Origin of the sequence: Kitasatospora sp. NPDC005856, from assembly GCF_040629945.1 — a bacterium.
Classification (GTDB): Bacteria; Actinomycetota; Actinomycetes; order Streptomycetales; family Streptomycetaceae; genus Kitasatospora.
The window spans coordinates 156046-178833 of record NZ_JBEXWT010000005.1 but is presented as its reverse complement, the minus strand read 5'-3'; the positions used below and the strand labels follow the sequence as shown (position 1 = coordinate 178833).

General features: G+C 74.5%; 19 protein-coding genes. 10 read left to right on the top strand and 9 right to left on the bottom strand.

The window, feature by feature from the left end:
• Positions 1 to 4128 (top strand): SDR family NAD(P)-dependent oxidoreductase (locus tag ABZ449_RS05860; RefSeq protein WP_360340778.1); only part of this gene is annotated, 4128 nt, incomplete at its 5' end.
• A 141-nt stretch (positions 4129 to 4269) separates the two neighbouring features.
• Here the strand turns inward: ABZ449_RS05860 and ABZ449_RS05855 are convergent.
• Together ABZ449_RS05855 and ABZ449_RS05850 are read right to left on the bottom strand one after the other, a co-directional pair.
• Positions 4270 to 5133: an aldo/keto reductase gene (locus ABZ449_RS05855; RefSeq protein ID WP_360340775.1), complete on the bottom strand. Its 864-nt coding sequence runs from the start codon at positions 5131 to 5133 to the stop codon at positions 4270 to 4272.
• Between the two features lie 242 nt (positions 5134 to 5375).
• A complete protein-coding gene (locus ABZ449_RS05850) occupies positions 5376 to 6866 on the bottom strand; it encodes an MDR family MFS transporter (protein WP_360340772.1) in 1491 nt (496 codons plus the stop codon).
• Positions 6867 to 7089: 223 nt separating this feature from the next.
• Between ABZ449_RS05850 and ABZ449_RS05845 the strand changes: the two genes are divergently transcribed.
• On the top strand, positions 7090 to 8292 hold the full coding sequence (locus ABZ449_RS05845; protein WP_360340770.1) for a nucleotide disphospho-sugar-binding domain-containing protein: 1203 nt from the start codon (positions 7090 to 7092) through the stop codon (positions 8290 to 8292).
• Between the two features lie 59 nt (positions 8293 to 8351).
• On the opposite strand, the gene ABZ449_RS05840 is transcribed toward ABZ449_RS05845, so the two are convergent.
• Positions 8352 to 9539 (bottom strand): cytochrome P450, encoded by a 1188-nt coding sequence (locus ABZ449_RS05840; RefSeq protein ID WP_360340767.1) that lies wholly within the window; start codon positions 9537 to 9539, stop codon positions 8352 to 8354.
• A gap of 296 nt (positions 9540 to 9835) precedes the next feature.
• On the opposite strand from ABZ449_RS05840, the gene ABZ449_RS05835 reads away from it, so the two are divergent.
• The 3 genes from ABZ449_RS05835 to ABZ449_RS05825 all read left to right on the top strand — a co-directional run bounded on the left by ABZ449_RS05835 (position 9836) and on the right by ABZ449_RS05825 (position 12477).
• Positions 9836 to 11086, top strand: coding sequence for a cytochrome P450 (locus ABZ449_RS05835; protein WP_360340764.1), 1251 nt, complete (start codon positions 9836 to 9838; stop codon positions 11084 to 11086).
• Positions 11087 to 11197: 111 nt separating this feature from the next.
• Positions 11198 to 11392 (top strand): ferredoxin, encoded by a 195-nt coding sequence (locus tag ABZ449_RS05830; RefSeq protein ID WP_360340761.1) that lies wholly within the window; start codon positions 11198 to 11200, stop codon positions 11390 to 11392.
• A gap of 179 nt (positions 11393 to 11571) precedes the next feature.
• A complete protein-coding gene (locus tag ABZ449_RS05825; RefSeq protein ID WP_360340758.1) occupies positions 11572 to 12477 on the top strand; it encodes a sugar nucleotide-binding protein in 906 nt (301 codons plus the stop codon).
• Here the strand turns inward: ABZ449_RS05825 and rfbH are convergent.
• Both rfbH and ABZ449_RS05815 read right to left on the bottom strand, forming a co-directional pair.
• Positions 12449 to 13750: a lipopolysaccharide biosynthesis protein RfbH gene (gene rfbH / locus ABZ449_RS05820; RefSeq protein WP_360340755.1), complete on the bottom strand. Its 1302-nt coding sequence runs from the start codon at positions 13748 to 13750 to the stop codon at positions 12449 to 12451. The two genes, ABZ449_RS05825 and rfbH, sit on opposite strands and share 29 nt — an antisense overlap.
• A 517-nt stretch (positions 13751 to 14267) precedes the next feature.
• Complete coding sequence (locus ABZ449_RS05815) at positions 14268 to 14873, bottom strand: TetR/AcrR family transcriptional regulator (RefSeq protein ID WP_360340752.1); 606 nt, start codon at positions 14871 to 14873, stop codon at positions 14268 to 14270.
• A 381-nt stretch (positions 14874 to 15254) separates the two neighbouring features.
• Here ABZ449_RS05815 and ABZ449_RS05810 point away from each other — a divergent pair, with 381 nt between their 5' ends.
• On the top strand, positions 15255 to 15566 hold the full coding sequence (locus ABZ449_RS05810) for a co-chaperone GroES (RefSeq protein WP_360340750.1): 312 nt from the start codon (positions 15255 to 15257) through the stop codon (positions 15564 to 15566).
• A 99-nt stretch (positions 15567 to 15665) separates the two neighbouring features.
• On the opposite strand, the gene ABZ449_RS05805 is transcribed toward ABZ449_RS05810, so the two are convergent.
• Positions 15666 to 16250 (bottom strand): flavin reductase family protein, encoded by a 585-nt coding sequence (locus tag ABZ449_RS05805; RefSeq protein WP_360340747.1) that lies wholly within the window; start codon positions 16248 to 16250, stop codon positions 15666 to 15668.
• Positions 16251 to 16470: 220 nt separating this feature from the next.
• On the opposite strand from ABZ449_RS05805, the gene ABZ449_RS05800 reads away from it, so the two are divergent.
• Positions 16471 to 16707 (top strand): DUF6059 family protein, encoded by a 237-nt coding sequence (locus ABZ449_RS05800; RefSeq protein ID WP_360340744.1) that lies wholly within the window; start codon positions 16471 to 16473, stop codon positions 16705 to 16707.
• 119 nt (positions 16708 to 16826) lie between these two features.
• Here ABZ449_RS05800 and ABZ449_RS05795 read toward each other — a convergent pair whose 3' ends face one another.
• The gene (locus ABZ449_RS05795; RefSeq protein WP_360340741.1) at positions 16827 to 18245 is read right to left on the bottom strand and encodes a choice-of-anchor A family protein; all 1419 of its coding nucleotides are present in this window, start codon (positions 18243 to 18245) and stop codon (positions 16827 to 16829) included.
• A 348-nt stretch (positions 18246 to 18593) separates the two neighbouring features.
• Here ABZ449_RS05795 and ABZ449_RS05790 point away from each other — a divergent pair, with 348 nt between their 5' ends.
• The 3 genes from ABZ449_RS05790 to ABZ449_RS05780 all read left to right on the top strand — a co-directional run bounded on the left by ABZ449_RS05790 (position 18594) and on the right by ABZ449_RS05780 (position 20921).
• Entirely contained in the window at positions 18594 to 19301 is a 708-nt protein-coding gene (locus tag ABZ449_RS05790; RefSeq protein ID WP_360340739.1) for a 4'-phosphopantetheinyl transferase superfamily protein, read from the top strand.
• A 175-nt stretch (positions 19302 to 19476) separates the two neighbouring features.
• Complete coding sequence (locus ABZ449_RS05785) at positions 19477 to 19959, top strand: hypothetical protein (RefSeq protein ID WP_360340736.1); 483 nt, start codon at positions 19477 to 19479, stop codon at positions 19957 to 19959.
• Between the two features lie 131 nt (positions 19960 to 20090).
• Positions 20091 to 20921, top strand: a complete 831-nt coding sequence (locus ABZ449_RS05780) for a helix-turn-helix transcriptional regulator (RefSeq protein ID WP_360340733.1) — start codon at positions 20091 to 20093, stop codon at positions 20919 to 20921.
• A gap of 92 nt (positions 20922 to 21013) precedes the next feature.
• Here the strand turns inward: ABZ449_RS05780 and ABZ449_RS05775 are convergent, their stop codons facing one another.
• The gene (locus tag ABZ449_RS05775) at positions 21014 to 21445 is read right to left on the bottom strand and encodes a hypothetical protein (protein WP_360340730.1); all 432 of its coding nucleotides are present in this window, start codon (positions 21443 to 21445) and stop codon (positions 21014 to 21016) included.
• Positions 21446 to 21611: 166 nt separating this feature from the next.
• Positions 21612 to 22604: an Lrp/AsnC family transcriptional regulator gene (locus tag ABZ449_RS05770; protein ID WP_360340727.1), complete on the bottom strand. Its 993-nt coding sequence runs from the start codon at positions 22602 to 22604 to the stop codon at positions 21612 to 21614.
• Positions 22605 to 22788: the final 184 nt, after the last annotated feature.

Here is a 22788-nt window from a genome sequence, read left to right as displayed (position 1 = left end):
GGGCTCGCCGCGTTCGCGGCGGCGGACGGCGCGGCCGAACCGGCCGACGCGGCCTGGGCGCTGGCCACCGGCCGGGAGGCGTTCGAGCACCGCGCCGTCGTCCTCGGCGGCGACCGCGACGACCTGGCCGCCGCGCTGGCGGCCCTCGCCGCCGACCGGCCGCACCCGGCGCTGGTGCAGGGCCCGGCGACCGCCTCCGGGCCGGGCCGGACCGTGCTGGTCTTCCCCGGCCAGGGCTCGCAGTGGGACGGCATGGCGCTCGACCTGCTGGAGCGCTCACCGGTGTTCGCCGCGCACCTGGCCGCCTGCGCCGAGGCGATCGACTGCCACACCGACTGGTCGCTGCTCGACACCCTGCGCGGCGGCCCGGGCGCGGCCGACCCGGCCCGGGTGGACGTGGTCCAGCCCGCGCTGTTCGCCGTGATGACCTCGCTGGCCGAGGTCTGGAAGGCCGCCGGCGTCGTCCCGGACGCGGTCGTCGGCCACTCCCAGGGGGAGATCGCCGCCGCCTACGTGGCGGGGGCCCTGTCGCTGGACGACGCGGCGCGCGTGGTCGCGCTCCGCAGCAGGGTCCTGACCCGGCTCGCCGGGACGGGCGCCATGGCCTCGGTCCCGCTGCCGGCGCAGGAGGTGTCCGCCCGCTTGGCCGACGCCGACGACGTCCACCTGGCCGCGGTCAACGGGCCGGACAGCACGGTCGTCGCGGGCGGCGCGGACGCCGTCCGGGCGTTCGTCGAGCGCTACCGGGACGAGGGCGTCCGGGCCCGGCCGATCCCCGTCGACTACGCCTCGCACACCCCGCACGTCGACGCGCTGCGCGAGGAACTGCTGGAGGTGCTGGCCCCCGTCAGCCCGCGGACCGGCACCGTGCCGTTCTACTCCACCCTCACCGGCGCGATCATCGACACCGCCGAACTGGACGCCGACTACTGGTACCGCAACCTGCGGCACACCGTCCGGTTCACCGAGGCCACCGAGGCGCTGCTGGCCGGCGGCCACCGGCTGTTCGTCGAGTCCGCGCCGCACCCGGTGCTGACCGTCGGCGTGCAGCAGACGATCGAGCGCGCCGACGTGCCGGCGCAGGCCTTCGGCACGCTGCGGCGCGACGAGGACGGCGGCCGCGAGCTGCTCGCCGCCCTCGCCCGGGCCTACGCGCACGGCGCCCCGGTCGACTGGACGACGGTGCTCGCCCCCGCCGCCCGGACCGACCTGCCGACGTACGCGTTCCAGCGCTCCCCGTACTGGCTCAAGCCCTCGGCGGTGGCGGGCGACGTCACGTCCGCCGGACTGGCCGACACCGGGCACCCGCTGGTCTCGGCCGGGCTGTCGGTCGCCGCCGACGACCGGCGGATCCTCAGCGGGCGGCTCTCGCTGCGCACCCACCCGTGGCTGTCCGACCACCGGGTGGAGGACACCGTCCTGGTGCCCGGCACCGCCTTCGTCGAACTGGCGCTGTACGCGGCGCGCGAGGCCGGCTGCGCGGGGGTGGACGAGATCACCCTGCTCGCCCCGCTGGTGCTGCCCGAGCAGGGTGCGGTCCAGCTCCAGGTCGTCGTCCTGCCCGAGGAGGACGGCGCGCGCCCCGTCACGGTGCACTCCCGTCCCGAGTCCGACGACCCCGACGCGGAGTGGACGCTCCACGCCACCGGGTCGCTGGCCGCGGCCGCGGGCCCGGCCGCGGAGCCGCTGACCGTGTGGCCGCCGGAGGGGGCCGAACGGCTCGACGCCGACGCCGCGTACGACCGCTTCACCGCCAAGGGCCAGGTCTACGGGCCGGTGTTCCAGGGGCTGCGGGCGGCCTGGCAGCGGGACGGCGACCTCTACGCGGAGGTCGCCCTCCCCGAGGACGCCGACCCGGAGGGGTTCGGTGTCCACCCCGCGCTGCTCGACGCCGCCCTGCACGCCCTGATGGCGGTACCGCCCGCACCGGGCGACGCCGACGGGGCGGCGGTGCTGCTGCCGTTCTCGTGGACCGGCCTCTCGCTGGAGGCGGCCGCCGGCCGCACCCTGCGGGTCCGGGTGCGGTCCGGTGCCGACCGGTCCGTGGCCCTGGACCTGGCCGACGGCGCCGGCCGCCCGCTCGGCCGGATCGGGGCGCTGCGGCTGCGGCCGCTCGTCCAGGGCCCGGGCGGGCTCGGGGCCGGCCCCGGCCGGGGACCGCTGCTGGCCACCCAGTGGATCGAGGCCGGCCGCAGCGGTGACACCGCGCCGCCACCGGTCCTCGTCGGCGACACCGGCATCACCGGCGCCCGCTCCCCCCGGTACGCCGATCTGGACGCGCTGCGCGCGGCCGTCGCGGCCGGCGCCCCGGCACCGCACACCGTCGTGGTGGACTGCGGCGCCGGGCAGGCCGGGTCGGGCGACCAGGCCGAGCGGGCGCACCGGGCGACCCACCGCGCGCTGGAGCTGGTCCGGCGGTGGCCCACCGAGGAGGCGTTCGCCGGGGCGACGCTGGTCCTGCTCTCGCGCGGCGCGGTCGCCGTCACGGACAAGGACGGCACGCCCGTCACCGCGCACGAGGACGTGCCGGACCTCGCGGCGGCCGCCGTCTGGGGACTGGTCCGCAGCGCCCAGTCGGAGAACCCGTTCGGGTTCCGGCTGGTCGACGTGGACGCGGACACCACCGAGGACGCGCTCGCCGCGGCGCTCGCCGCCGGGGAGCCGCAGGCCGCGGTGCGCGGGGGCAGGGTCTACCTCCCGCGGCTGGCCCGGCCGGCGGCCGCGGCCGCACCCGCGCCCTCGTCCTTCGGGCCGGGCGGCACCGTCCTGGTCACCGGCGGCACCGGCACCCTGGGCGGTCTCGTCGCCCGGCACCTGGTGACCGCGCACGGCGTCGACCACCTGCTGCTGGTCAGCCGCAGCGGCGGGCTGGCGGACGGCGCCGGCGAACTGACCGCCGAACTCCGCGGTCTCGGCGCCGCCGTCACCGTCACCGCCTGCGACACGGCGGACCGCGCGGCGCTCGCCGCGGTGCTCGCCGCGATCCCCGACGAGCACCCGCTGACCGCCGTGGTCCACGCCGCCGGGACGCTGGACGACGCGACGCTGCCCGGGCTGACCCCGGAGCGGCTGGACGGCGTGCTGCGCCCGAAGGCCGACGCCGGGTGGCACCTGCACGCCCTGACCGAGCACCTCGGACTGTCGGCGTTCGTGCTGTTCTCCTCGGCCGCGGGCGTCCTCGGCGCCCCCGGACAGGCCAACTACGCCGCCGCCAACAGCTTCCTCGACGCGCTCGCCGCCCACCGGCGGGCCCGGGGGCTGACCGCGGTGTCGCTGGCCTGGGGCCCGTGGGAGCGGACCAGCGCGCTCACCGCGCGGACGGAGGGCTCCCGGGAGTCCGGCGCGGCCCGCCGCGGCCTCACCCCGCTCACCACGCCGGACGCGCTCGACCGGTTCGACGCCGCCCTCGGCGCCGGCCCCGCCGCCCTGGTCCTGGCCGGACTCGACCTGCGGGCGCTGCGCGCCCAGGCGGCCGAGGACGCCCTGCCGCCGGTCCTGCGCGGGCTGGTCCGGGTTCCCGCGCGCCGGGCGGACGACAGGGGCCCCGCCCTCGCCGAACGGCTCGCCGGCCTGTCCCCGACCGACGGGCAGGCGCTGGTGGCCGAGGTGGTGCGCGGTCACACGGCCGCCGTCCTGGGCCACGGCTCGCCCGACGGCATCGCCGTCGACCGCGCCTTCCAGGAGCTGGGCTTCGACTCGCTGACCGCGATCGAGCTGCGCAACCGGCTCGGCCGGGCGGCCGGGCTCGCCCTGCCGGCCACCCTGGTGTTCGACTACCCGACGGTGGGGGCGCTGGCCGCGTACCTGCGGGAGCGCCTCGCACCGCCGGAGCAGTCTCCGGCCGAGGCGGTGCTCGCCTACCTCGACCAGCTGGAGGCCGCGTTGGCGGTGCTGCCCCCGGAGGGCGCGGACGCGTCGATCGACCGGCGCCTGCGGCTCCTGGCCTTCCGCCCGAGGGCGGCCCCCGGTGCCGCGCAGGACGCGGGCGCGGCGAACGGGTCCGAGCCCGGATCCACGGACGGGTCCGCACACGAGGACGCCGGCGGCACGGCGGACGGCGCCGGGATCGGGACGGCCTCGGCCGACGAGCTGATGGACCTGATCGACCGCGAGTTCCGCCAGGGGTGACCGCGGCCGGGTGATCGCGGCGCCGTCGGCGGACAGCGCCGCGGCCGCGGTCACCCGGCGGCCGCGTCACGGGCCGGAACGCCGAGGACCCCCTGCGCGAGGACGAGATCCTCGCGCAGGGGGTCCGGCGCTTCCGCGTCCTCAGCCCGCCAGTTCGGTCAGGTCCTCGGCGGTCAGCCGCAGACCGGCCGCGGCGACGTTCTCCTCCAGGTGCGCGAGCACGCTGGTGCCCGGGATCGCCAGCACGGCCGGCGAGTGGGCGAGCAGCCAGGCCAGCGCGACCTGCTGGGTGGTCGCCCCGTGGCGGGCGGCGACGGCCTCGACCCGGGCCGGATCGATCTTCTCGCCGCCCCCGCCGAGCGGGAAGAACGGCACGTAGGCGATGCCCTCCTGCTCGCAGACGGCGAGCAGGTCGGCGTCGGCCCGGCGGTGCACGTGGAACTGGTTCTGCACGGCGGCGACCGGGGCGATGGCACGGGCCTCGGCGAGCTGGACCGCGTCGACGTTGCTGACGCCCAGGTGCCGGATCAGCCCCTCGGCACGCAGCTCGGCCAGGGCCTTGAAGCGGTCGCCCAGCGACTCCCCGCCGGGCTCGCCCATGCCGCCGACCCGCAGGTAGACCAGGTCGAGGCGGTCCACGCCGAGCCGGCGCAGGTCCTCCTCGACCAGGCCGCGCAACTGCTCGGGCGCGGCCTCGGCGGTGGGCACCACGCCGCCGTCCAGCATCGGGCCGACCTTGGTGGCGATCACCAGGTCGTCGCGGTACGGGGAGAGCGCGCGACGGATCGTCTCGTGCGACTGGAGGTCGCCGAAGCCGTAGAAGCCGGCGGTGTCGATGTGGTTCACGCCGAGTTCGACGGCGCGGCGCAGGACGGCGGCGGCCGACTCGGGGTCGCGCACCGAGCCGCCGAGGGCGATCCGCATCGCTCCGAAGCCGAGCCGGTTGACCCGCAGGTCACCGCCGAGCAGGAAGTCTCCGGCGGAGGCGGCCGTGGTGGTGGTCATGAGTGCATCCTCGGGTTGTCGGTTGGACGGATCAGGTCGGAGCTGGTCGGAGCTGGTCGGACCCGGGCATCGGATTGACAGATCGTCAGATTTGCGAACGAACGTATGGTAGCTGAGAGTTGCGTGGTACGCACGATGTGCCGGGTGCGCTGGATCCACCGGCCGGCTCCCGGCCGGCCGCACCGCGGACACGGTCGGCCCGGCGGTGCGGACACCGCCGGGCCGTGCACCGTACGGGCCGGTCAGGCGCCCTGCGGCTGGGCCGCCTCGGCCGCCTTGTTCGGCACCGGTGCGGCCACCAGAACCGACTTCGGCAGGAACAGGGTCGGCACGACCGCGAGCACCAGGAAGCCGACGCCCCACCAGAAGGTGGCGCTGTAGGCGTCCGCCAGACCGCCCGGACCGACGGCGCCCTCGGGCGCCTCACGGGCGCGGTCGGACAGCTGGATCTGGAGCACCACGCTGATCACGGCGGTGCCCGCCGACAGACCGAGCTGCTGGAAGATCCGCGAGGCGCCGGTCGCCCGGCCGATCTGCTGCGGCGGGAGCCCGATGTAGAGCGCCGTCGACATGGTCAGCACCACCATCGCCAGGCCCACGCCGGAGACCAGCATGGCCACCAGGATGAGGCCCCGCGAGGTGCCCGCGTCGAACTGCGTGAAGAAGGCCGCGCCCGCGATGGCGAGGACGATGCCCACCGTCCCGACGAGCCGCGGACCGAGCTTGTTGAACACCCGGCCGAGCAGCACGGAGGTGATCACCGATCCCACCCCGAAGGCGACCAGCAGCAGGCCCGTGCCCATCGGGCTCTCCCCGTGGACCTGCTGCAGGAACAGCGGCTGGACGATGCCGGCGCCCATGGTCAGGCCGACCAGCAGCAGCAGGGTGCAGGAGGCCGCGAAGCCCCGGTACCTGAACATCCGCATCGACACCAGCGCGTCGACGTCCGGCCGCGAGGCGTGCACGCCGAACCCGGCGAGCAGCGCCCCGCCGACCGCGAGCAACCCGATCACCTGGCCGCTGCCGAACCCGACCGTGCTCGCCCGGGAGAACCCGTAGACCACGGCCACCAGGCCGGGGACGAGCAGCAGCACCCCGAGCACGTCCAGCTTGGCGGCGGTCTCCGCCTTCACGTTCGGCAGGTTGCGACCCGCCACCAGGAAGGCGACCACGCCGATCGGGATGTTGATGAAGAACATCCACCGCCAGTCGAAGTCGTCGACGATGACGCCGCCGAGGACCGGGCCGAGCGTCGGGCCGATCATGCCGGGGATCGCCATCAGGGCGACCAGCTTCGCCCGGTGCTCCATGCCGGCGAGCCGCATCAGCATCGCCTGGCCGACCGGGACCATCATCCCGCCGCCGAGGCCCTGCACCACGCGGGCCACCACCAGCATCCAGATCGAGTCGGACAGGCCGCACAGGACCGATCCGACCAGGAAGACGGCCAGCGAGACGATCCACATCGTCCGGGGTCCGAAGCGGTCCGCCGCCCAGCCGGCGAGCGGCATCCCGACCATCAGGGCGAGCAGGTAGGCCGTCACCACCCACTGCAGCGTCGCCACCGAGGCCGACAACTCGTGGGAGAGCGTGTTCAGCGCCACGCTCACCATGGTCCCGTCGAGCTGCATCACCAGCAGACCGAGCAGGACGACCCCGGCAACCCTCATCAGCTCCGGTGGTAACGACTGGCCCTTGCCGGCGGGCTGGACGTCACTCGAACTCTGCGCCATCAGACTCCCTCGCGAACGTCCGCAAATCCGGGCCACTCGATCACGGCCTCAGGCTCCCATAAGCTTGCGTGACACGCAACCAGGTGCCGAGCAAGCAGAAATATGCTGATCAGGTACCGCAGGGACGACCCGCCCGACCGGCGCTCCGGCGGGCCGGGAGGGTTCAGCCCCCCTTTAGCGCGCCGGGCTTCCATGGGCCACCAGCATCCCGAGAGGTGACCCCGTGCGTATCCTTTTCGCCCCGCTCCCCCGGGCTTCCCACCTGTACTTCGTCACGCCGCTGGCCTGGGCCTGCCGGGCGGCCGGGCACGAGGTGCGGATCGCCGCGCCGCCGGACCTCACCGAGGCGGTGGTCCGGGCCGGGCTGACCCCGGCCGGCATCGGCACCGGACCACGGGCGGCGGAGCCCGCCGCCCCCGCAACCCCCGCCGCCCCCGCCACCCCCGGCCTCCTCGCCGAGGCGTCCGACGAGGAGCGGCGCAGGCTGCTCGACCTCAGGTTCGCCCCCCTGGTCGACACGGCCGTGCGGACCGCCCCCGACCTGGTGCGGTTCGCCGAGCGCTGGCGCCCGCAGCTCGTCATCGCCGATCCGATGGCCTTCGCGGCCCCGCTGGCCGCGGCGGCCCTGGACGTCCCGCTGCTGCGCCATCTCACCGGGCCCGACATCATGCACCGCACCCACAATCCGATGCACGGCCCGACGACCGGCGACGAGTACACCCCCAACTGGCCCACCGGGCTGGCCGGGCTCTACGCGGAGTTCGGCGCGGCGGTCCGCGACGACTACGCGTCGGGCAGCATCGACCCCTGGCCGGGCAGCGTGCAGGTGCCGGACGCACCCGCCCGGATCCCCGTGCGCTTCGTCCCGTACGACGGCGCCGCCCCCGCGCCCGACCCGGCCCCGGAGCCGGGCGGCCGCCCCCGGGTCTGCGTCGGCTGGGGCGGCCGGGGCGAGTTCGACGAGGCGGTCGCCGAGGCGCCCGTCCTCACCCGGATCCTCGACGCGCTCACCGCCCGGGACGTCGACGTGGTCCTCACCGGCAGCGGGATCGACCGGCTCCGGGACCGCCCGCTGCCGGAGCGGATCCGCCTCGCCGACGACCTGCCCCTGCACGCGCTGGTGCCCGGCTGCGACGCCGTGATCAGCGAGGGCGGCACCGGCACCATCCTCACCGCCGCGTCGCTCGGCGTCCCCCAGGTCCTGCTCCCCCTGGTGGAGCGGCCGCCGAACGCGGCCAACTTCTGCGAGAGCGGCGCGGGCATCACGCTGAGCGGAACCGGAGCCGGCACCGGGGCCATCGGCGACGCGGTGGACTCGGTACTCGCCGACGACGGGATCCGGGCCGCCGCCCGGAAGGTGCGCGACGAGATCGCCGCCGCCCCGTCGCCCGCCGAACTGGTGCGCACCCTGGAGGAACTGGCCTGACCGCCCCCGGCCCGGTGGGACGCCTCCCGGTGCCGGGAGGCGTCCCACCGGGCCGTCGTTCACGACCTCCGGGCGGACACCGTCAGCTTCTTGACGCCGTAGAACTCCGAGTCGTGGAACACCGCGTCATCGGTGGCCCGCAGCTCGCCGAAGGCGTCCAGGAGCCCGTTGAGGGCGATCTCGGTCTCCAGCCGCGCCAGCGGGGCGCCGAGGCAGAAGTGGATGCCGTGGCCGAACCCGACGTGGCGGTTCGGGTCCCGGTCGATGTCGAACCGCTCCGGCTCCCGGAACTGCCGCTCGTCGTGGTTGGCGGACAGGATCGACGGCATGACGATCCCGTTGGCCGGAACGACACCGCCGGCCAGCTCCAGCTCCTCGGTGGCGATCCGCAGCGCCCGGGGGAACGGCGGGCGCCACCGGACGACCTCCTCCAGCGCCGCGGGCACCAGGGAGCGGTCGGCCCTGATCCGGGCCTCGGCCTCCGGGGCGTCCGCCAGGCAGAGCAGGGTGTTGCCGAGCATCAGCGTGGTGGTGATGTGGCCGGTGTTGAGCAGCAGGGCCGCGAAGGTGGCCACCTGGAGGTCGGTCAGCCGCTCCCCGTCGAGCTCCGCCGCGGCCAGCGCGCCGAGCACGTCCCCGGACGACCCGGCCGAGCGCCGGCGCCGGACCTCGGCCACCAGGTACTCGTCGAGCTCCTTGGTGGCGTCCGCGATGGCCTTGGCCGCGGCCTCGTCGGACTCCGAGTCGTCGGCCCGGATGCCGAGCAGCCGGTCGGCGCACGCCCGGAAGAACGCCCGGTCGGCCGGCGAGATGCCGAGCAGCTCGGCGATCACGATGACCGGCAGCGGGTAGGCCAGGTACTCGACGAAGTCGAAGGAGTCGTCCGGCGCGGCGGCCAGCAGCTCCGCCACGATCTCCCCGATCCGCGGCCGCATGGCGGCGACGGTCTTCGGCGTGAACGCCTGGCTCACCAGCTGCCGCAGCTTCCGGTGGTCCGGCGGATCCTGCCAGGGCAGGTTCGCGCTGAGTTTCTCCTCGCCGAAGACCGGCATGAGCCGCCCGATGTTCGACGAGAAGCGCGCCGGGTCCGAGAACACCTCCTGGACGTCGGCATACCGGAAGACGAAATAGTGGCCGCGCTCGTCCTGCCAGAGCGGCTGCTCGTCACGCATGTGCCGCATCCATTCCAGGAGTTCGGCACCACCGTCGGTGAACAGCGGCATCCGGACGGTTTCGCCCGTGCTCATCACACCTCCCGTATCGGGCCGCGGGATTCCGGCGAATCCCGTTTCGCGGCCCGCGACAGCGGCCCAATTTATCAACGAACCGCCGACCTGTCTTGCGGCAGAATACCCCGGAGCGCATATTAGTGAGATTTTAGATTTCGCTGTTAGCCTGACGCTCGCCATGGATGAAAGAATTCCGACGGACTCCGGCACCGACATTCCCCCGATGCCGGTATTCCCGCAATGTCGGTAATCCCGCGGCACCGGAAATCCGACGATTCCGGCCGTGCCGCACCGCCGCCGAACCAGGAGCTGCCATGACCGAGGCCACGTCGGCACCGCACAGTGGCGACCTTCCCGAGGTGCCCGACTTCCCGATGCCACGCGGCTGCCCGCTCGACCCGGCACCGACGTACGCGCGGCTGCGCACCGAGCGGCCGGTCACCCAGGTCGCGCTGCCGAGCGGACAGAAGGCCTGGCTGGTCACGAGCTACGCGCACGTGCGCGCGCTGGTGACCGATCCGAGGATCAGTTCGGACCACAACCACCCCAACCTGCCGCTGCTCGTCCCGCTCCGCGCCACCGGGGAGCACGCCGGGGACGGGGAGTCCCACGAGGCGGGCAACACCCTGGTGGGGCTCGACCCGCCGGAGCACTCCGCGCCGCGGCGGATGGTCATCGCCGAGTTCACCGTCCGGCGCATCCAGGAACTGCGGCCCCGCATCACGGAGATCGTGGAGAGCTGCATCGACGACCTGGTCGCCGCCGGCCCCGGTGCCGACCTCGTCCGCACGGTGGCGGTGCGCGTGCCCTCGATGGTGCTGTCCGAACTCCTCGGCGTGCACCCACCCGACCGCGAGTACTTCCACACCCACACCTCGGCGATGCTCAGCCGCGCGAGCACCCCCGAGGAACGCCGCACCGCCATGATCGAACTGGCCACGTTCATCGACGGCCTGATCCGGGAGAAGCAGCAGGAGCCGACCGACGACGTGCTCGGCCGGCTCGTCGTGAACAACCGGGAGACCGGGGTGTTCACCCACATGGGGCTGATCCAGATGGCCTACCTGCTGCTGGTCGCCGGCAACGAGACGACCGCGAACATGATCGCCCTGGGCACCACCGGCCTGCTGGAGAACCCGGAGGTCGTGGCCGAGCTGATCGCCGACCCGGGCCGGATCGGCCAGACCGTCGAGGAACTGCTCCGGTACTTCACCATCTCGGACGTGCTGCTCCGGACGGCCCGCGAGGACATCGAGATCGACGGCGTGACGATCCGCAAGGACGACGGCGTCCTGCTCGGACTGGGCTCGGCCAACCGGGACGAGACGGTCTTCGACGACCCCGACCGACTGGACATCCACCGAGGCGCGCGGCACCACATGTCGTTCGGCTACGGCATCCACCAGTGCCTGGGCCAGAACCTCGCCCGGGCGGAGCTGGAGATCGTCTTCACCAGGCTGTTCGCACGGCTGCCGGGCCTGCGGCTGGCCGCCCCCGTGTCGGAGCTCCCGTTCAAGCAGGACTCCAACACCTACGGCCTGCACGAGCTGCCCGTCACCTGGTGACCCGACGGCCCCGGCGCCGGCGCCGGCCCGGCCGCTCCGAACGCCTCGACCGCTCCGACCACTCCGACCACTCCGACCACTCCGACCACTCCGACCGGAAAGGAAACCTCTGTGCGCATCGTCGTCGACCGCGACGCCTGTATCGGCGCCGGCCAGTGCGTGCTCACCGAGCCCCGCGTCTTCCAGCAGAACGACGAGGACGGCATGGTCGAGGTACGGACCGACCGCCCCGACACCGGCACGGCCGAGAACGTGCGGGTCGCGGTCTCCCTCTGCCCCGGCCGGGCACTGTCGATCGAGGCCTGACCGCCCGCCGCGAGGAGGCCGCCGGTTCCGGTGGCCTCCTCCGACGTGCCCCGGTACCCGCTGGCCGAACGCCCTGCGCCGCCCCGGGCGGCCGGCCGCCCGGACCGTCCCGGTCCGAGGACCGGCCGTACGCCGACCTCCCCCGACGCGCCGTCGGGAACCGATGACGGGAGAACCCCATGGACACCGAGCGACCGTCCCCGCTGGCCGGCACCGGCCTGCGCGGCATGGTCGGCGACCGGGCCGCCGAACTCGGCGGCCCGCACCGCTGGCACCCGCTGGAGTGCGACCTCACGGACGCCGCCGCGGTGGACCGGGCGGTCGCCGAGAGCCCCGCCGAGGTGGTCGCGCACTTCGCCGCGTTCACCGACCTCAACGCGGCGGCGGCGCAGACCGGCGACCGCGAGGGCCCCTGCTACCGCGTGAACGTCGACGGGACCGCGAACCTCGCCGCGGCGTGCCGCCGGCACGGCCGCTACCTGATCCACGTCTCCACCGACTACGTCTTCAGCGGCGGCCAGGAGGAGCCCTACCGGGAGTCCGACCTCCCCGACCCGCTGGACTGGTACAGCCGCACCAAGCTCTGGGCCGAGCGCGAGGTGCAGGAGTCCGGCTGCGCGCACTCCGTCCTGCGCCCGTCCTTCCCGTTCCGGGCCCGCTACCGGCGCAAGGAGGACCTGGTCCGCAAGCTGATCGGCTGGCTCGCCGCCGGGCGGATCCCGCCGATGTTCGACGACACCCTGGTCACCCCCACCTTCGTCGACGAGTTCGTCGCGGCCGTCGAGCGGGTGGCGCGACTGCGGCCCCGGAACGGGCTGTTCCACTGCGCGGGCGGCTCCTCGCTGTCCCCCTACGACCTCACGGTGACGGTGGCCCGCACCTTCGGTCTCGACGCCGCCCCGGCCGCCCGCGGCCGCCTCGCGGACTTCCTGCGCGACGCCGAACGCCCCTACCCGCGCTGGCTCAACGTGTCCAACGAGCACGCGACCCGGGTGCTCGGGGTGCGGTTCTCCCGCATCGAGGACGCCCTGACCGCGATGCGGGACCAACTCGCCCTCAGCGGGGAACTCCCGCGAACTCCCTGATCGAGCCGACCACGTAGTCGATCATCTCGGGGGTGATCCCGGGGTACACGCCGATCCAGAAGGTGTCCTCGGTGACGATGTCGCTGACCGACAGATCGCCGGACACCCGGAACTCGACGTCCTCGTAGGCCGGGTGGCGGGTGAGGTTGCCGCCGAAGAGCCGGCGGGTCGCGATCCGCCGCTCCTCCAGGAACGCCACCAGCTCGCGGCGGGTGTACGGCGCGTCCTGCTCGACGGTCAGCACGAAGCCGAACCAGCTCGGGTCGGAGCCGGGGGTCGGCTCCGGCAGCAGCAGGCCGGGCACGCCGTCCAGACCCTCCCGCAGCAGCCGCCAGTTGCGGCGGCGCGCCGCGCCGAACTCCTCGACGCGGCGCAGCTGGGTCACGCCCATCGAGGCCTGCAGGTCGGTGCTCTTCAGGTTGTAACCGACGTGGGAGAAGATGTACTTGTGGTCGTAGCCCTGCGGGAGGGTGCCGAGCTTCTGGTCGAAGCGCTTCAGGCACCGGTCGTCCTCGCCCGGCTCGCACCAGCAGTCCCGGCCCCAGTCGCGGATCGACTCCACCAGTCGCGCGAGCGCCAGGTCGTTGGTGACCACGCAGCCGCCCTCGCCGACCGTGATGTGGTGGGCCGGGTAGAAGCTCACCGTCGAGAGGTCGCCGAAGGTGCCGGTGAGCTTGCCCCGGTAGCGCGAGCCGACCGCGTCGCAGTTGTCCTCGATCAGGAACAGGTCGTGCTGGCGGGCCAGTTCGGCGATCTCCTCGGCGGCGAACGGGTTGCCGAGCGCGTGCGCGGTCATGATCGCCCGGGTGCGCGGCCCGATGGCCGCGGCGATGGCCTCCGGCGTCGGGTTGTAGGTGCCGAGTTCGACGTCGACGAAGACCGGCACCAGCCCGTTCTGGAGGACCGGGTTGACCGTGGTGGGGAAGCCCGCGGCGGCGGTGATCACCTCGTCGCCGGGGCGCAGCCGCACGTCCCCGAGCTGCGGCGAGGTCAGCGCGGTCAGCGCGAGCAGGTTGGCCGACGACCCCGAGTTGGTCAGGTGGGCCTTGCGCCGCTTGAAGTACCTGGCGAGGTCACGCTCGAAGCGGCGCGCGCTCGGGCCCGCCGCGATCCGCATGTCCAGCGCCGCCTCGACCAGCGCCGCCCGGTCCTCCTCGTCCAGGACCGCGCCGGAGGTGAGCACCGGCGTCCTCCCCGGGACGAACTCCCCTTCGGCCTGGCCCCGGTGGTACTCCCTTACCAGCTTCAGGATCGCTTCTTTGTCCTCACCCATGTGGTGGTACCTCCGTAGCCGTTGTCGGTGCGGCGCGCTTCCGTCAGGCGGTTCGAGGGCGTGGCTCGGCTCTGCCGGGGCTCCGGGCGGACCGGGGCCGGGTGTCCGACCGGCAGGGCCTCCGCTCCGTCCGGGCCCGTCCGGGCAGCCGCGACCGGCGGCACGACCGGGCGGCCGGGCCGATTCGGGGGCGAAACGTCTCACCCGCGGGCACCCTCGCCGGGAGCCCACGGGGAAAGGGTCGCCGCAGCCCCTAACAGCGAGCCTGGCCGGATCTAAAACCGGTGGCTCGGCCGCTGCCGGGCGGCGGCCCGGCCGGGGCCGGCCGCCGGCGGCGGCGGCGGGTGACTGTCTGCGACGGTGACGGGTGACCGGGTCGGGCGCTCCCCCAGTGCAGCCGCGCCGGCTAAAGGACCGCTGAAGGCGGGCGGCCCGTACGGGGGGCCTCCCGCACGAGGGCCCGGGCCGGCCCCCGTACCGGATCAGCGGCCCCCGGGCCGCCCCTGCCGCGCCGGGGTCAGGCGCGGCCGCCGGGGCCGGTCCCCAGCGCGTGGCGCAGGGCCGCCCGCAGCACCTCGGCGAACGGCGGGGAGTTGGTGGTGCCGAGCCAGTACCGGCCGGCCACCCGGACCGCACCGGCGACCGCGGCGGCCGTCACCGCCGGGGCCAGCTCCCAGCGTCCGGCGCCGGTGCGCTCGGCGATCGCGTCGGCCAGCGGCTCCTCGGCCATGCTGAACGCCTTCAGTGCCTCGCCCCGCAGCGCGGGTGTGGACATGATCATGGCGAGCCCGGCCCGGTCGGGTTCGGGATTCGCGAAGACCTCGACCACCACCGCGATGATCGCCTCGTCGAGCGGCTCCGCCGCGGGCCTGGCCTTCAGCGCCCCGCCGAGGCGGCGGGACTGGTCGGTCTGGCCCGCGCAGATCGCCTCCTCCCGGCTGGAGAAGTAGTTGTTGTACGTCCGGGGCGCGACCCCGGCGGCCTCGGCGATGTCGCGCACCCGCACCAGGGCCAGCCCGTCGGGGCCCTTCTCCAGCGCCAGCCGCAATGCGGCGGCACCGATCGCCTCGCGGGTGGCCTGCTTGTTGCGGGCCCGCATGTCCATGGGTTCGTCTGCGGTCATGACTGATCAGGGGACTGGCCGGAACGCGCCGGACGGTCAGCCGACCCCCGTCCTCCTCTCATCGCCCGAAGCCTACGCACCGGCCCGGCCCCCGCGGGCATCCGCGCTCCCTCCGGTCCGGCTCCCGGGCCCGCCACTGCCTACGCCCTCGCACTATATGCGTGGCACGCATCCTCTGCTGGCGTGCAGCCGTCACGCACGACCGCCAGGAGCCGACCGCACCGACCGGCGCGCGCACTCGGCGGCGCCATGCCCTGCCCGCCGGAGCGGCGCCACGAGCGGCACGCGATCCGATCCGTCCGGAGCCTCCTCGGCTCCCGGCGCGCGAGCGGCCGTCCCGGCCGGCGCCGCATCCCGGACAGCACCGTGAAAGGCAGACGGATGACCGACAGCGGCATGGCGATCAAGCCGCTCGAGGACCGCGTCGTGGTCCGGCCCTCCGAGGCCGAGCAGGTCACCGCCTCGGGTCCGGTGATCCCCGACACCGCCAGGGAGAAGCCCCAGGAGGGCACCGTCGTCGCCGGCGCCCCGGCCGGCCGGGGCGCCGGCGGTTCGGCCAGGATCCCGCCCGACGTCGAGGTCGGCGACACCGTGGTCTACGCCAGGCACGGCGGCACCGCGCCGAAGCACGACAACACCGACTACCCGGTGCTGTCCGGGCGCGACCTGCTCGCCGTCATCGGGAAGCGGTAGCACCGGCGGGACGCTCCGCCGCCCGGAACCGGCGGGGGCGGCCCCGCGCCGGGCGGCCCCGGGCGGCCGCCGGTCCTCGTCGCGCGCCCGCGCACGGGCTCACGAGGAGGACCGCGCGACGGTGTCGACCGGAGCCGGGGCGACCGCGGTGAACCTCCCGTAGCCGCCGCGGAACAGCACCAACGGCCCGGCCCCGGAGGTGTCCCCGGCCTTGGCCAGCCGGTGCACCCGGGAGACCACGATCACGTGGTCTCCCGCCGGGTGCTCGGCCTCCACCGAGCACTCCAGCCAGGCCAGCGCACCGTCGAGGACCGGCAGGCCCGAGGGCGACGCCGACCAGGCCACCCCGTGGAACTTGGAGTCCCCGCTGGCGGTGGCCAGCCGCCGGGCCTGCCCGTACTGACCGGCCGCCAGGAAGCAGATGCCGTGCCGCCGACCGCCCCGCAGCCGGGGCCAGCTGGTGCTGGTGTGCGCCACGCAGAAGGACACCAGCGGCGGGTCGAGCGAGACGGAGGTGAACGAGCTCACCAACAGCCCGACCGGCACCCCGGCGTCCATCCCGGTCACCGCCGCCACACCGGTGGCGAAGTGGCCCAGCACCCGCCGGAACCCGGCCGGGTCGGGCCCGTCGCCCGGGGGCGCGTCGAGCAGGTCGTTCCGTGCTTCGTTTCGGTTCGCTGCCATCCGGACCCCTCCACCGGTGCTCCCTGGACCGCCGACCCTTCTGCTGTCCCGGCCATGCTCCCCGGCGGGGCTAATACCGGCCTTGCCTCCGGCTAGGGGCCGCCACGGCGGGGCCCTGGCGGGGGCCGGAGACCGGGCTTAGCCCCGGCTTAGCGGCCGCTCCGAGAATCTTCCTCCACAGGCTGGGAGACCGGCGCCCACGGACGGTGGAGGGACCGCCATGCCGCACCGAGCACGATGGCGCACCACGCTCGCCGCCCTGTGCCACTGGTGGCAAGGGGTCGGCGACCTGGGATACCTGATGGGCTGGGCACCCCCGCCCTACGACCACGCTCCCGCCGACGGCGACCCGCACCGGGCCCTCCCGCCCGGCCATCCCGAACGCCTCGCCACCGACCGCATGAGCCCCCTCGAACGCAGCCTCTGGGAGGAACTCGTCCTCCGCTTCCCCGGCTGACCCACCGGAGCCCGAGCGGGCCGGGCCCGGCGGCGGCCGGAGGAAACGGCGCGGGCCGCCCGGACCGACTCGATCCGGGCGGCCCGCGCCGCCGTTCAGCGGCTCAGCCGCGGCGGCCGTCAGCCGTGGCGGCCACGACGGCGGGCGGCCAGCACGGCCAGACCGCCGAGGCCGAGCAGGCCGACGCCCGCCAGACCGAAGACCGTCGTGGCGTTGCCCGCACCGGTGGAGGGCAGCTCACCGCCGCCACCGGGGTGGTGGCCGGTCGGCTCCTCGGTCGGGTTGTGGCTGGTCGGGGCCGGGCCGGCGCTCGACGTCGTCGCGCTGGCCGACGGCGAGGTCGGCGCGGGAGAGGTGGGCGCCGGAGAAGTGGGTGCCGGAGACGTCGGCGCGGGGGACGTCGGGGACGGCGAGGTCGGGGACGGGGACGTCGGACTCGGCGAGGTCGGCGACGAGGTCGGGGACGGGGACGTCGGCGAGGGGGACGGCGTCGACGAGGTCGGCGACGGACTCGGCGTCACCATGCAGTCCGGCAGGTCCCCGTCGAACGGGTAGCTGTGGATCTCGTAGCCGCCCGTACCGGTGTGGATCAGGTTGCCGGCGAGGTACACCCGGCCGTTCATGCCCGCCTGGGCGATGGTCGTGGTGCCGCCGGGGTTGCCGGCCAGGACCGAGCCCTGGAACTGGGCGCTGCCGAGGATCTGCGCCGAGGTCGCGGTCGGGAAGTTGTACATGAGCTTCGAGCGCATGTCGGTGGTCTGGTCGCCGGGCAGACCGGTGCCGGTGTAGGTGTTGATGATCGGGCTGTCGCCGAGCATGTTCACCACGACGGTGGCGCCGGCCGGGATGTTGTTGAAGACCAGGCCGATCTGCCCGCCGGACGGCGAGGCGAGGTTCTGGGTGACGTTGAAGACCTGCTTCGCGCTGGTCCCGTCACCGGTGAAGGTCGCCTCGCTGGAGGAGACGTTGACGGTGCCGGTCGCGGTGGCCCGGCCGACACAGTCGGAGACCTCCTCGATCTGGGCCAGTACCGACTGGTAGGGCGCGGCGGCGTTCGGGTCCTGGATCGACTGACCGGTGGGGTCGATGCTCACGGTGCCGCTGACGGAGCCCGCGTGGCGCAGGTTGCCGAAGGCCGGGCCGTGCGAGTCGCTGCCGCCGATCAGGATGCTGTTGCCGGTCCTGACGTCGACGTTGCCACCGGTGGTCACGAAGTCGCTGCCGTTCGGCGGCACCACGCGCGAGCCGACGCCGACGACGCCCATGTTGTAGACGCCGCCGCCGTTCTTGTCGACGGTCAGGTTCCCCAGCGCGACGATCTTGCCCTCGGCCTCCGCGGCCCGGCCGTTCACGGTGTAGTCGCCACCGGTGAAGACGTTGATGGAGGCGTCGCGACCGGGGAAGTCGCCGTTGTGGGGCGGCGGCCAGGTGCTGGGGCAGTCGGGCCCGGTGCAGGCGCCCAGCGGCGGAGCGAGCGGAGCGGCCGAACCGACCGTCAGCACCGCGGCCAGCGGCAGTGCGGTGACGGCGGTCGCCACCGCGATCCTGACGGCCCGGCGCCTGCGCGTGGCCGGAGTCCTCACGGCGGTCGTTCTGTGATCCGGCGAACCGGTGGCCTGACCCATCGACAATTCCTCCGTGCGCGAGAAAAGGGCGAGCCAGGACGACTCGCCGTGTTCCGTATGATCTGGCGGCGATCCCACAGATCCGGGATATCCAACATCAAAACGGACTTATCGCACCCTACGGATCCTCAGGTCGGATCTGAAATTCATACGAATGGAGCAGCGATCCCCCGAGAGGCGGCGACCGACGCCGGGAGCCCGGGCCGACGAGAGCCCCCGGGCCGGCGAGGGCCCGGATCGGCGAGGGCCTAGGTTTGGGGCATGACCACCGAGGCCCAGGAACTGAGCGCGCCGCTCGTCTCCGTCGCGTCCGCCGACGCCGTACTGCGGCACCCCGAGGCGGGCGAGCACCTGCTGACCGCCATGGAGCGTGAGCGCGCCGCGCGCTTCCGGCACGAGTCCGGTCGGATCGACTTCACCGCCGGACACCTGCTGGTCCGGCTTTGCGCCGCCCGGCTGCTCGACGTGCCGGTGGCCGGCCTCGTCCTCGCCCAGCAGTGCCCGGACTGCGGGCTCGCCGACCACGGCAAGCCCTACCTGCCGGACCACCCCGGGGTGCACGTCAGCCTGTCGCACACCCGGGGCGTGGTCGCCGCCGGCGCCGGGTTCCAGCCGGTCGGGGTCGACGTGGAGCTGTCCGCCCGGGGCGGCTCGCTGGGCTCGGTCGCCCGCCGGGTGCTGGCCCCGGCCGAGCTCGCCCTGGTCGAGGCCGACCCGGAGCCGGAGCAGGCCTTCCTGCGGCTCTGGGTGCGCAAGGAATCGCTGATCAAGATCGGGCGGGCCACCCTGGACACCCTCGCCCGGGTCGACCTCTCCGCCCTGCCGCTGGCCGTCCCATCGGGCGCGCCGCTGCGCAGCAGCTGGGAGGACCTGCACCTGCTCGACTGGACCGACCCGGAGCACGCCGCCGCCGTCGGGGCCGTCAGCACCGTCCCGCCCCGGCTCGTGGAGCTCGCGGCGGCGGGCTGAGCGCCGGGCCGAGGCGACTGGCGGCGGCGGGCCGAGCGCCGGGCCGGGGCGGCTCACGGCGCCCACCCGAGCGGTGGGCCGGGGAATAAGCGGTGTTAGCGTGCCTGGTCGTGGGCACGCCGAACGCGGGTGCCCGCCGACCAGCTGCCCACCGGATTCAAAAGGGTGCCCCGCCATGGCCAAGTTCCTGCTGAGCCTGCACGTCCTCGTGTCGGTCCTGTTCATAGGCCCGGTCGCGGTGGCCGTCAGCATGTTCCCGCGCCGGGCGAAGGCCGCGCTGGCCGGGGGCCCGGACCGGGCCTCCGACGCCGGTGTGCTGCGCGTGCTGCACCGGATCACCCAGGTCTACGCGCTGCTCGGGGTCGCGGTGCCGGTGCTGGGCATCGGCCTGGCCCAGGTGATGGACGTGCTCGGGCAGTCCTGGGTGATCGTCTCGATGGTGCTGACCGCGGTCGCCGCGCTCGCGCTGCTGCTCTTCGTGCTGCCCGGCCAGCAGGCCGCGGTGGACGCGCTCGAACTCGACCCGTCGGACGAGCAGCACACCAAGGCCGTCAGCGGTCTGAAGATGCTGCCGATGACCGCCGGGGTGTTCAACCTCCTGTGGGCCGTGGTCGTGGTGCTCATGGTCATCCGGCCCGGTTCCAGCACCGGCGTCTGATCCCCCGGATCCCAGCAGCGCCCACCGGAAGCCCGAAGCCCGCGAAGCCCGCCGGATCCCCTTCGATCCCGCTGCCCCCTGCCCCCTGCCCCCTCCCGCCGACCGGGCTCGTTCGAGTACCGTCCTGGGCCATGACGATCATGGCGGGCATGGGCAGCCCGACGGGAACCGGTGTCGGCCCGCTGCTGCGCGGCTGGCGGGAACGACGGCAGCTCAGCCAACTGCAACTGGCCCTGCGGGCGGACTCCTCGGCCCGGCACCTCAGCTTCGTCGAGAACAGCCGCTCCCGCCCGAGCCGGGAGCTGGTGCTGCGGCTGGCCGAGCAGCTGGACGTCCCGGTGCGCGAACGCAACACCCTGCTGCTCGCGGCCGGCTACGCCCCGCACTACCCCGAGACGCCGCTGGACGACCCCTCGATGGACGCGCTGCGCGGCGGCATGGAACGGCTGCTGGCCGCCCACGACCCGTACCCGGCGGTCGTCGTCGACGGGTCCTTCCGGGTGCTGGCGGCCAACCGCTCGCTCGGGCTGCTCCTCGACGGGGTCGCCCCGCACCTGCTGCAGCCGCCGCTCAACGCGATCCGGATCACCCTCCACCCGGACGGCCTGGCGCCTCGCATCGTCAACCTGCGGCAGTGGCGGCGTCACCTGCTGGAGCGGATGGAGCGCCAGCTGGAGCTGGTCCGCGCCGAGCCGCTGCGCCGGCTGTACGAGGAGGTCCGCGGCTACCCCGAGCCGGACGGCGACCCGGCGGACGACCCGGCCGAGGACGACTTCCCCTTCGCGCTGCCGATGCGGATCCGCCACGACGGGCGGGTCCTCTCCTTCCTCTCCACCATCGCGACCTTCAACACCCCGCTGGACGTGACCGTCTCCGAGCTGGCCTTGGAGACCTTCCTGCCCGCCGACGCGGAGACGGTGCGGTTCCTGCAGTCCGCGGTGGGGCCGGAGCGGCAGCCGTAGCGACCGCCCGCCGCGGCCACTTCCGGAGCCGGCTTCGTCCTGAGTCGGCGTCGTCCGGAATCAGCTTCGTCCGGAATCGGCTTCGTCCTGAGTCAGCCGGAGCGACCGCTCCGGCGCAGGGCGGTGAACTGCAGGACGGCGAACAGGCCCACCGTCGCGGCCTGCATCGGGATCCAGACGAACCCGGCGGTGGTCGGCTCCAGCCACACCTCCATCGCGACCAGGCTGAGCACCACCCAGACGAGGTTGAGGTCGATCACCGTCTGCACGCCCAGCCGCGGCGGCTGCCGACGGACGGCCAGCACCCCGACCGCGAGGGCGTAGAGGGTGAGGAAGACCCCGATGTCGAGCAGGGTGGCGCGGCCGACGCCGAGCAGGTCACCGAGCGGGCCGGAGAACGCCAGGTAGGCCAGGCCGTTGCCGCCGGTGGCCAGGGCATCCAGGGCGAGGGCGCCGCGCACCGACCAGGGCGAGAAGGCGGAGCCCGGGTCGGCGGGGGTGAGGGTGTTCGCGTGGGCGGACATGACGGATCGCCTCCTGTCAGGGGGTGGGAGCCCGGGGCCGTGGCGGCCTCGCCGGGTTGCCTCCACCCTGCCGGGCCCGGCGGCGGGCGTCGATTACCCCGCAGGTAAGGCCCGGGGCTCCGGAGGTCCGGGACTCCGGAACCCTGGGGGCCTGGGGCCTGGGGGCCTACGGCCGCCGGGGCGGCTGCCGGAGCAGCACGCCCGCCCGCTTCACCGCGCGCGCGGTGATGGTGGTCTCGGCCCGGGCGGCACCGAGCGGGCCGAGGGTGTCGGTGAGGAAGCGGTACAGCTCGCCGTGGTCCGGACAGAACACCGTGGCCAGCAGGCTGGCCGGGCCGCTGGTGGCGAACACCCCGTGCACCTGCGGGTGGCGGGCCAGCACCGTGCCGACCTCGGCGATCCGGCCGGGCGGCACGTCCAGCCAGAGGTTGGCGTCCACGGCCATGCCGAGCAGCCGCGGGTCCACGGTGGCGTGGGTGCGCAGCATCCCGGCCTCGTCCAGCCGGCGCAGTCGGCGGCGAACGGTCGACTCAGGGGCGCCGACGGCCGCGGCCAGCACGGCGTGCGACCACCGCGCGTCCTCGCCCAGCCGTTCCAGCAGCGCGCGGTCGAGGGCGTCCAGCGGCGGGGGTGCGGCGGGGCGCGGGACGGCGGGCCGGGCGAGCGCGACGGCCTCCTCCTCGGTCAGGTACCCGGCCCGCCACTGCCCGGCGTCGGCGAAGGCGTGCAGCACCGCGTGGGTCGTGGTCTCGGTGACGGCGCCGGTCGCGGGCAGCTGCCCGTACAGCAGCCGGTCGCGGGACCCGGCGTCGGTGAGCACCACGGCGCCGACCTCGTGGCCGCCGAGCATCACGTCGACGAACGGGACGTCGGGGCGGTCGGCGAGGGCCTGTGCGATGGTGTCCACCCGGCCGCTCAGCACCCGGACCCGCAGCAGCAGCGCCCCCACGGCGGCGTCCTCGACGTCCGGCAGCCGGACCACCCGCAGCACCCCGGCCTGCCGCATCCGGCCCAGTCGGCGGGTGACCGTCCGCGCGGAGACGCCCAGCACCTCGGCGATCCGGCCGGGCTCGGCCCGTCCGTCCACCTGGAGCGCGCACACCAGGCGACGGTCGAGGATGTCCAGCACGCTGTCCGGATCAGCGGTGGAGAGGTCCATGGTGTCCGATCCCCGTCACTCCCGACGGCTACTGCGTCCTGTTCGGCAGCGCTGACGGTACTCCTTGTCCCGGGCGGCCGGAGCGCACACCGGCCGGAGATCCGGCGTCCGTCCCGGGCTCCAGCCCGGAGCTCCAGCCCGGAGCGAGGAACCGAGTCGAGGAACCGAGTCGAGGAGAAGTCAC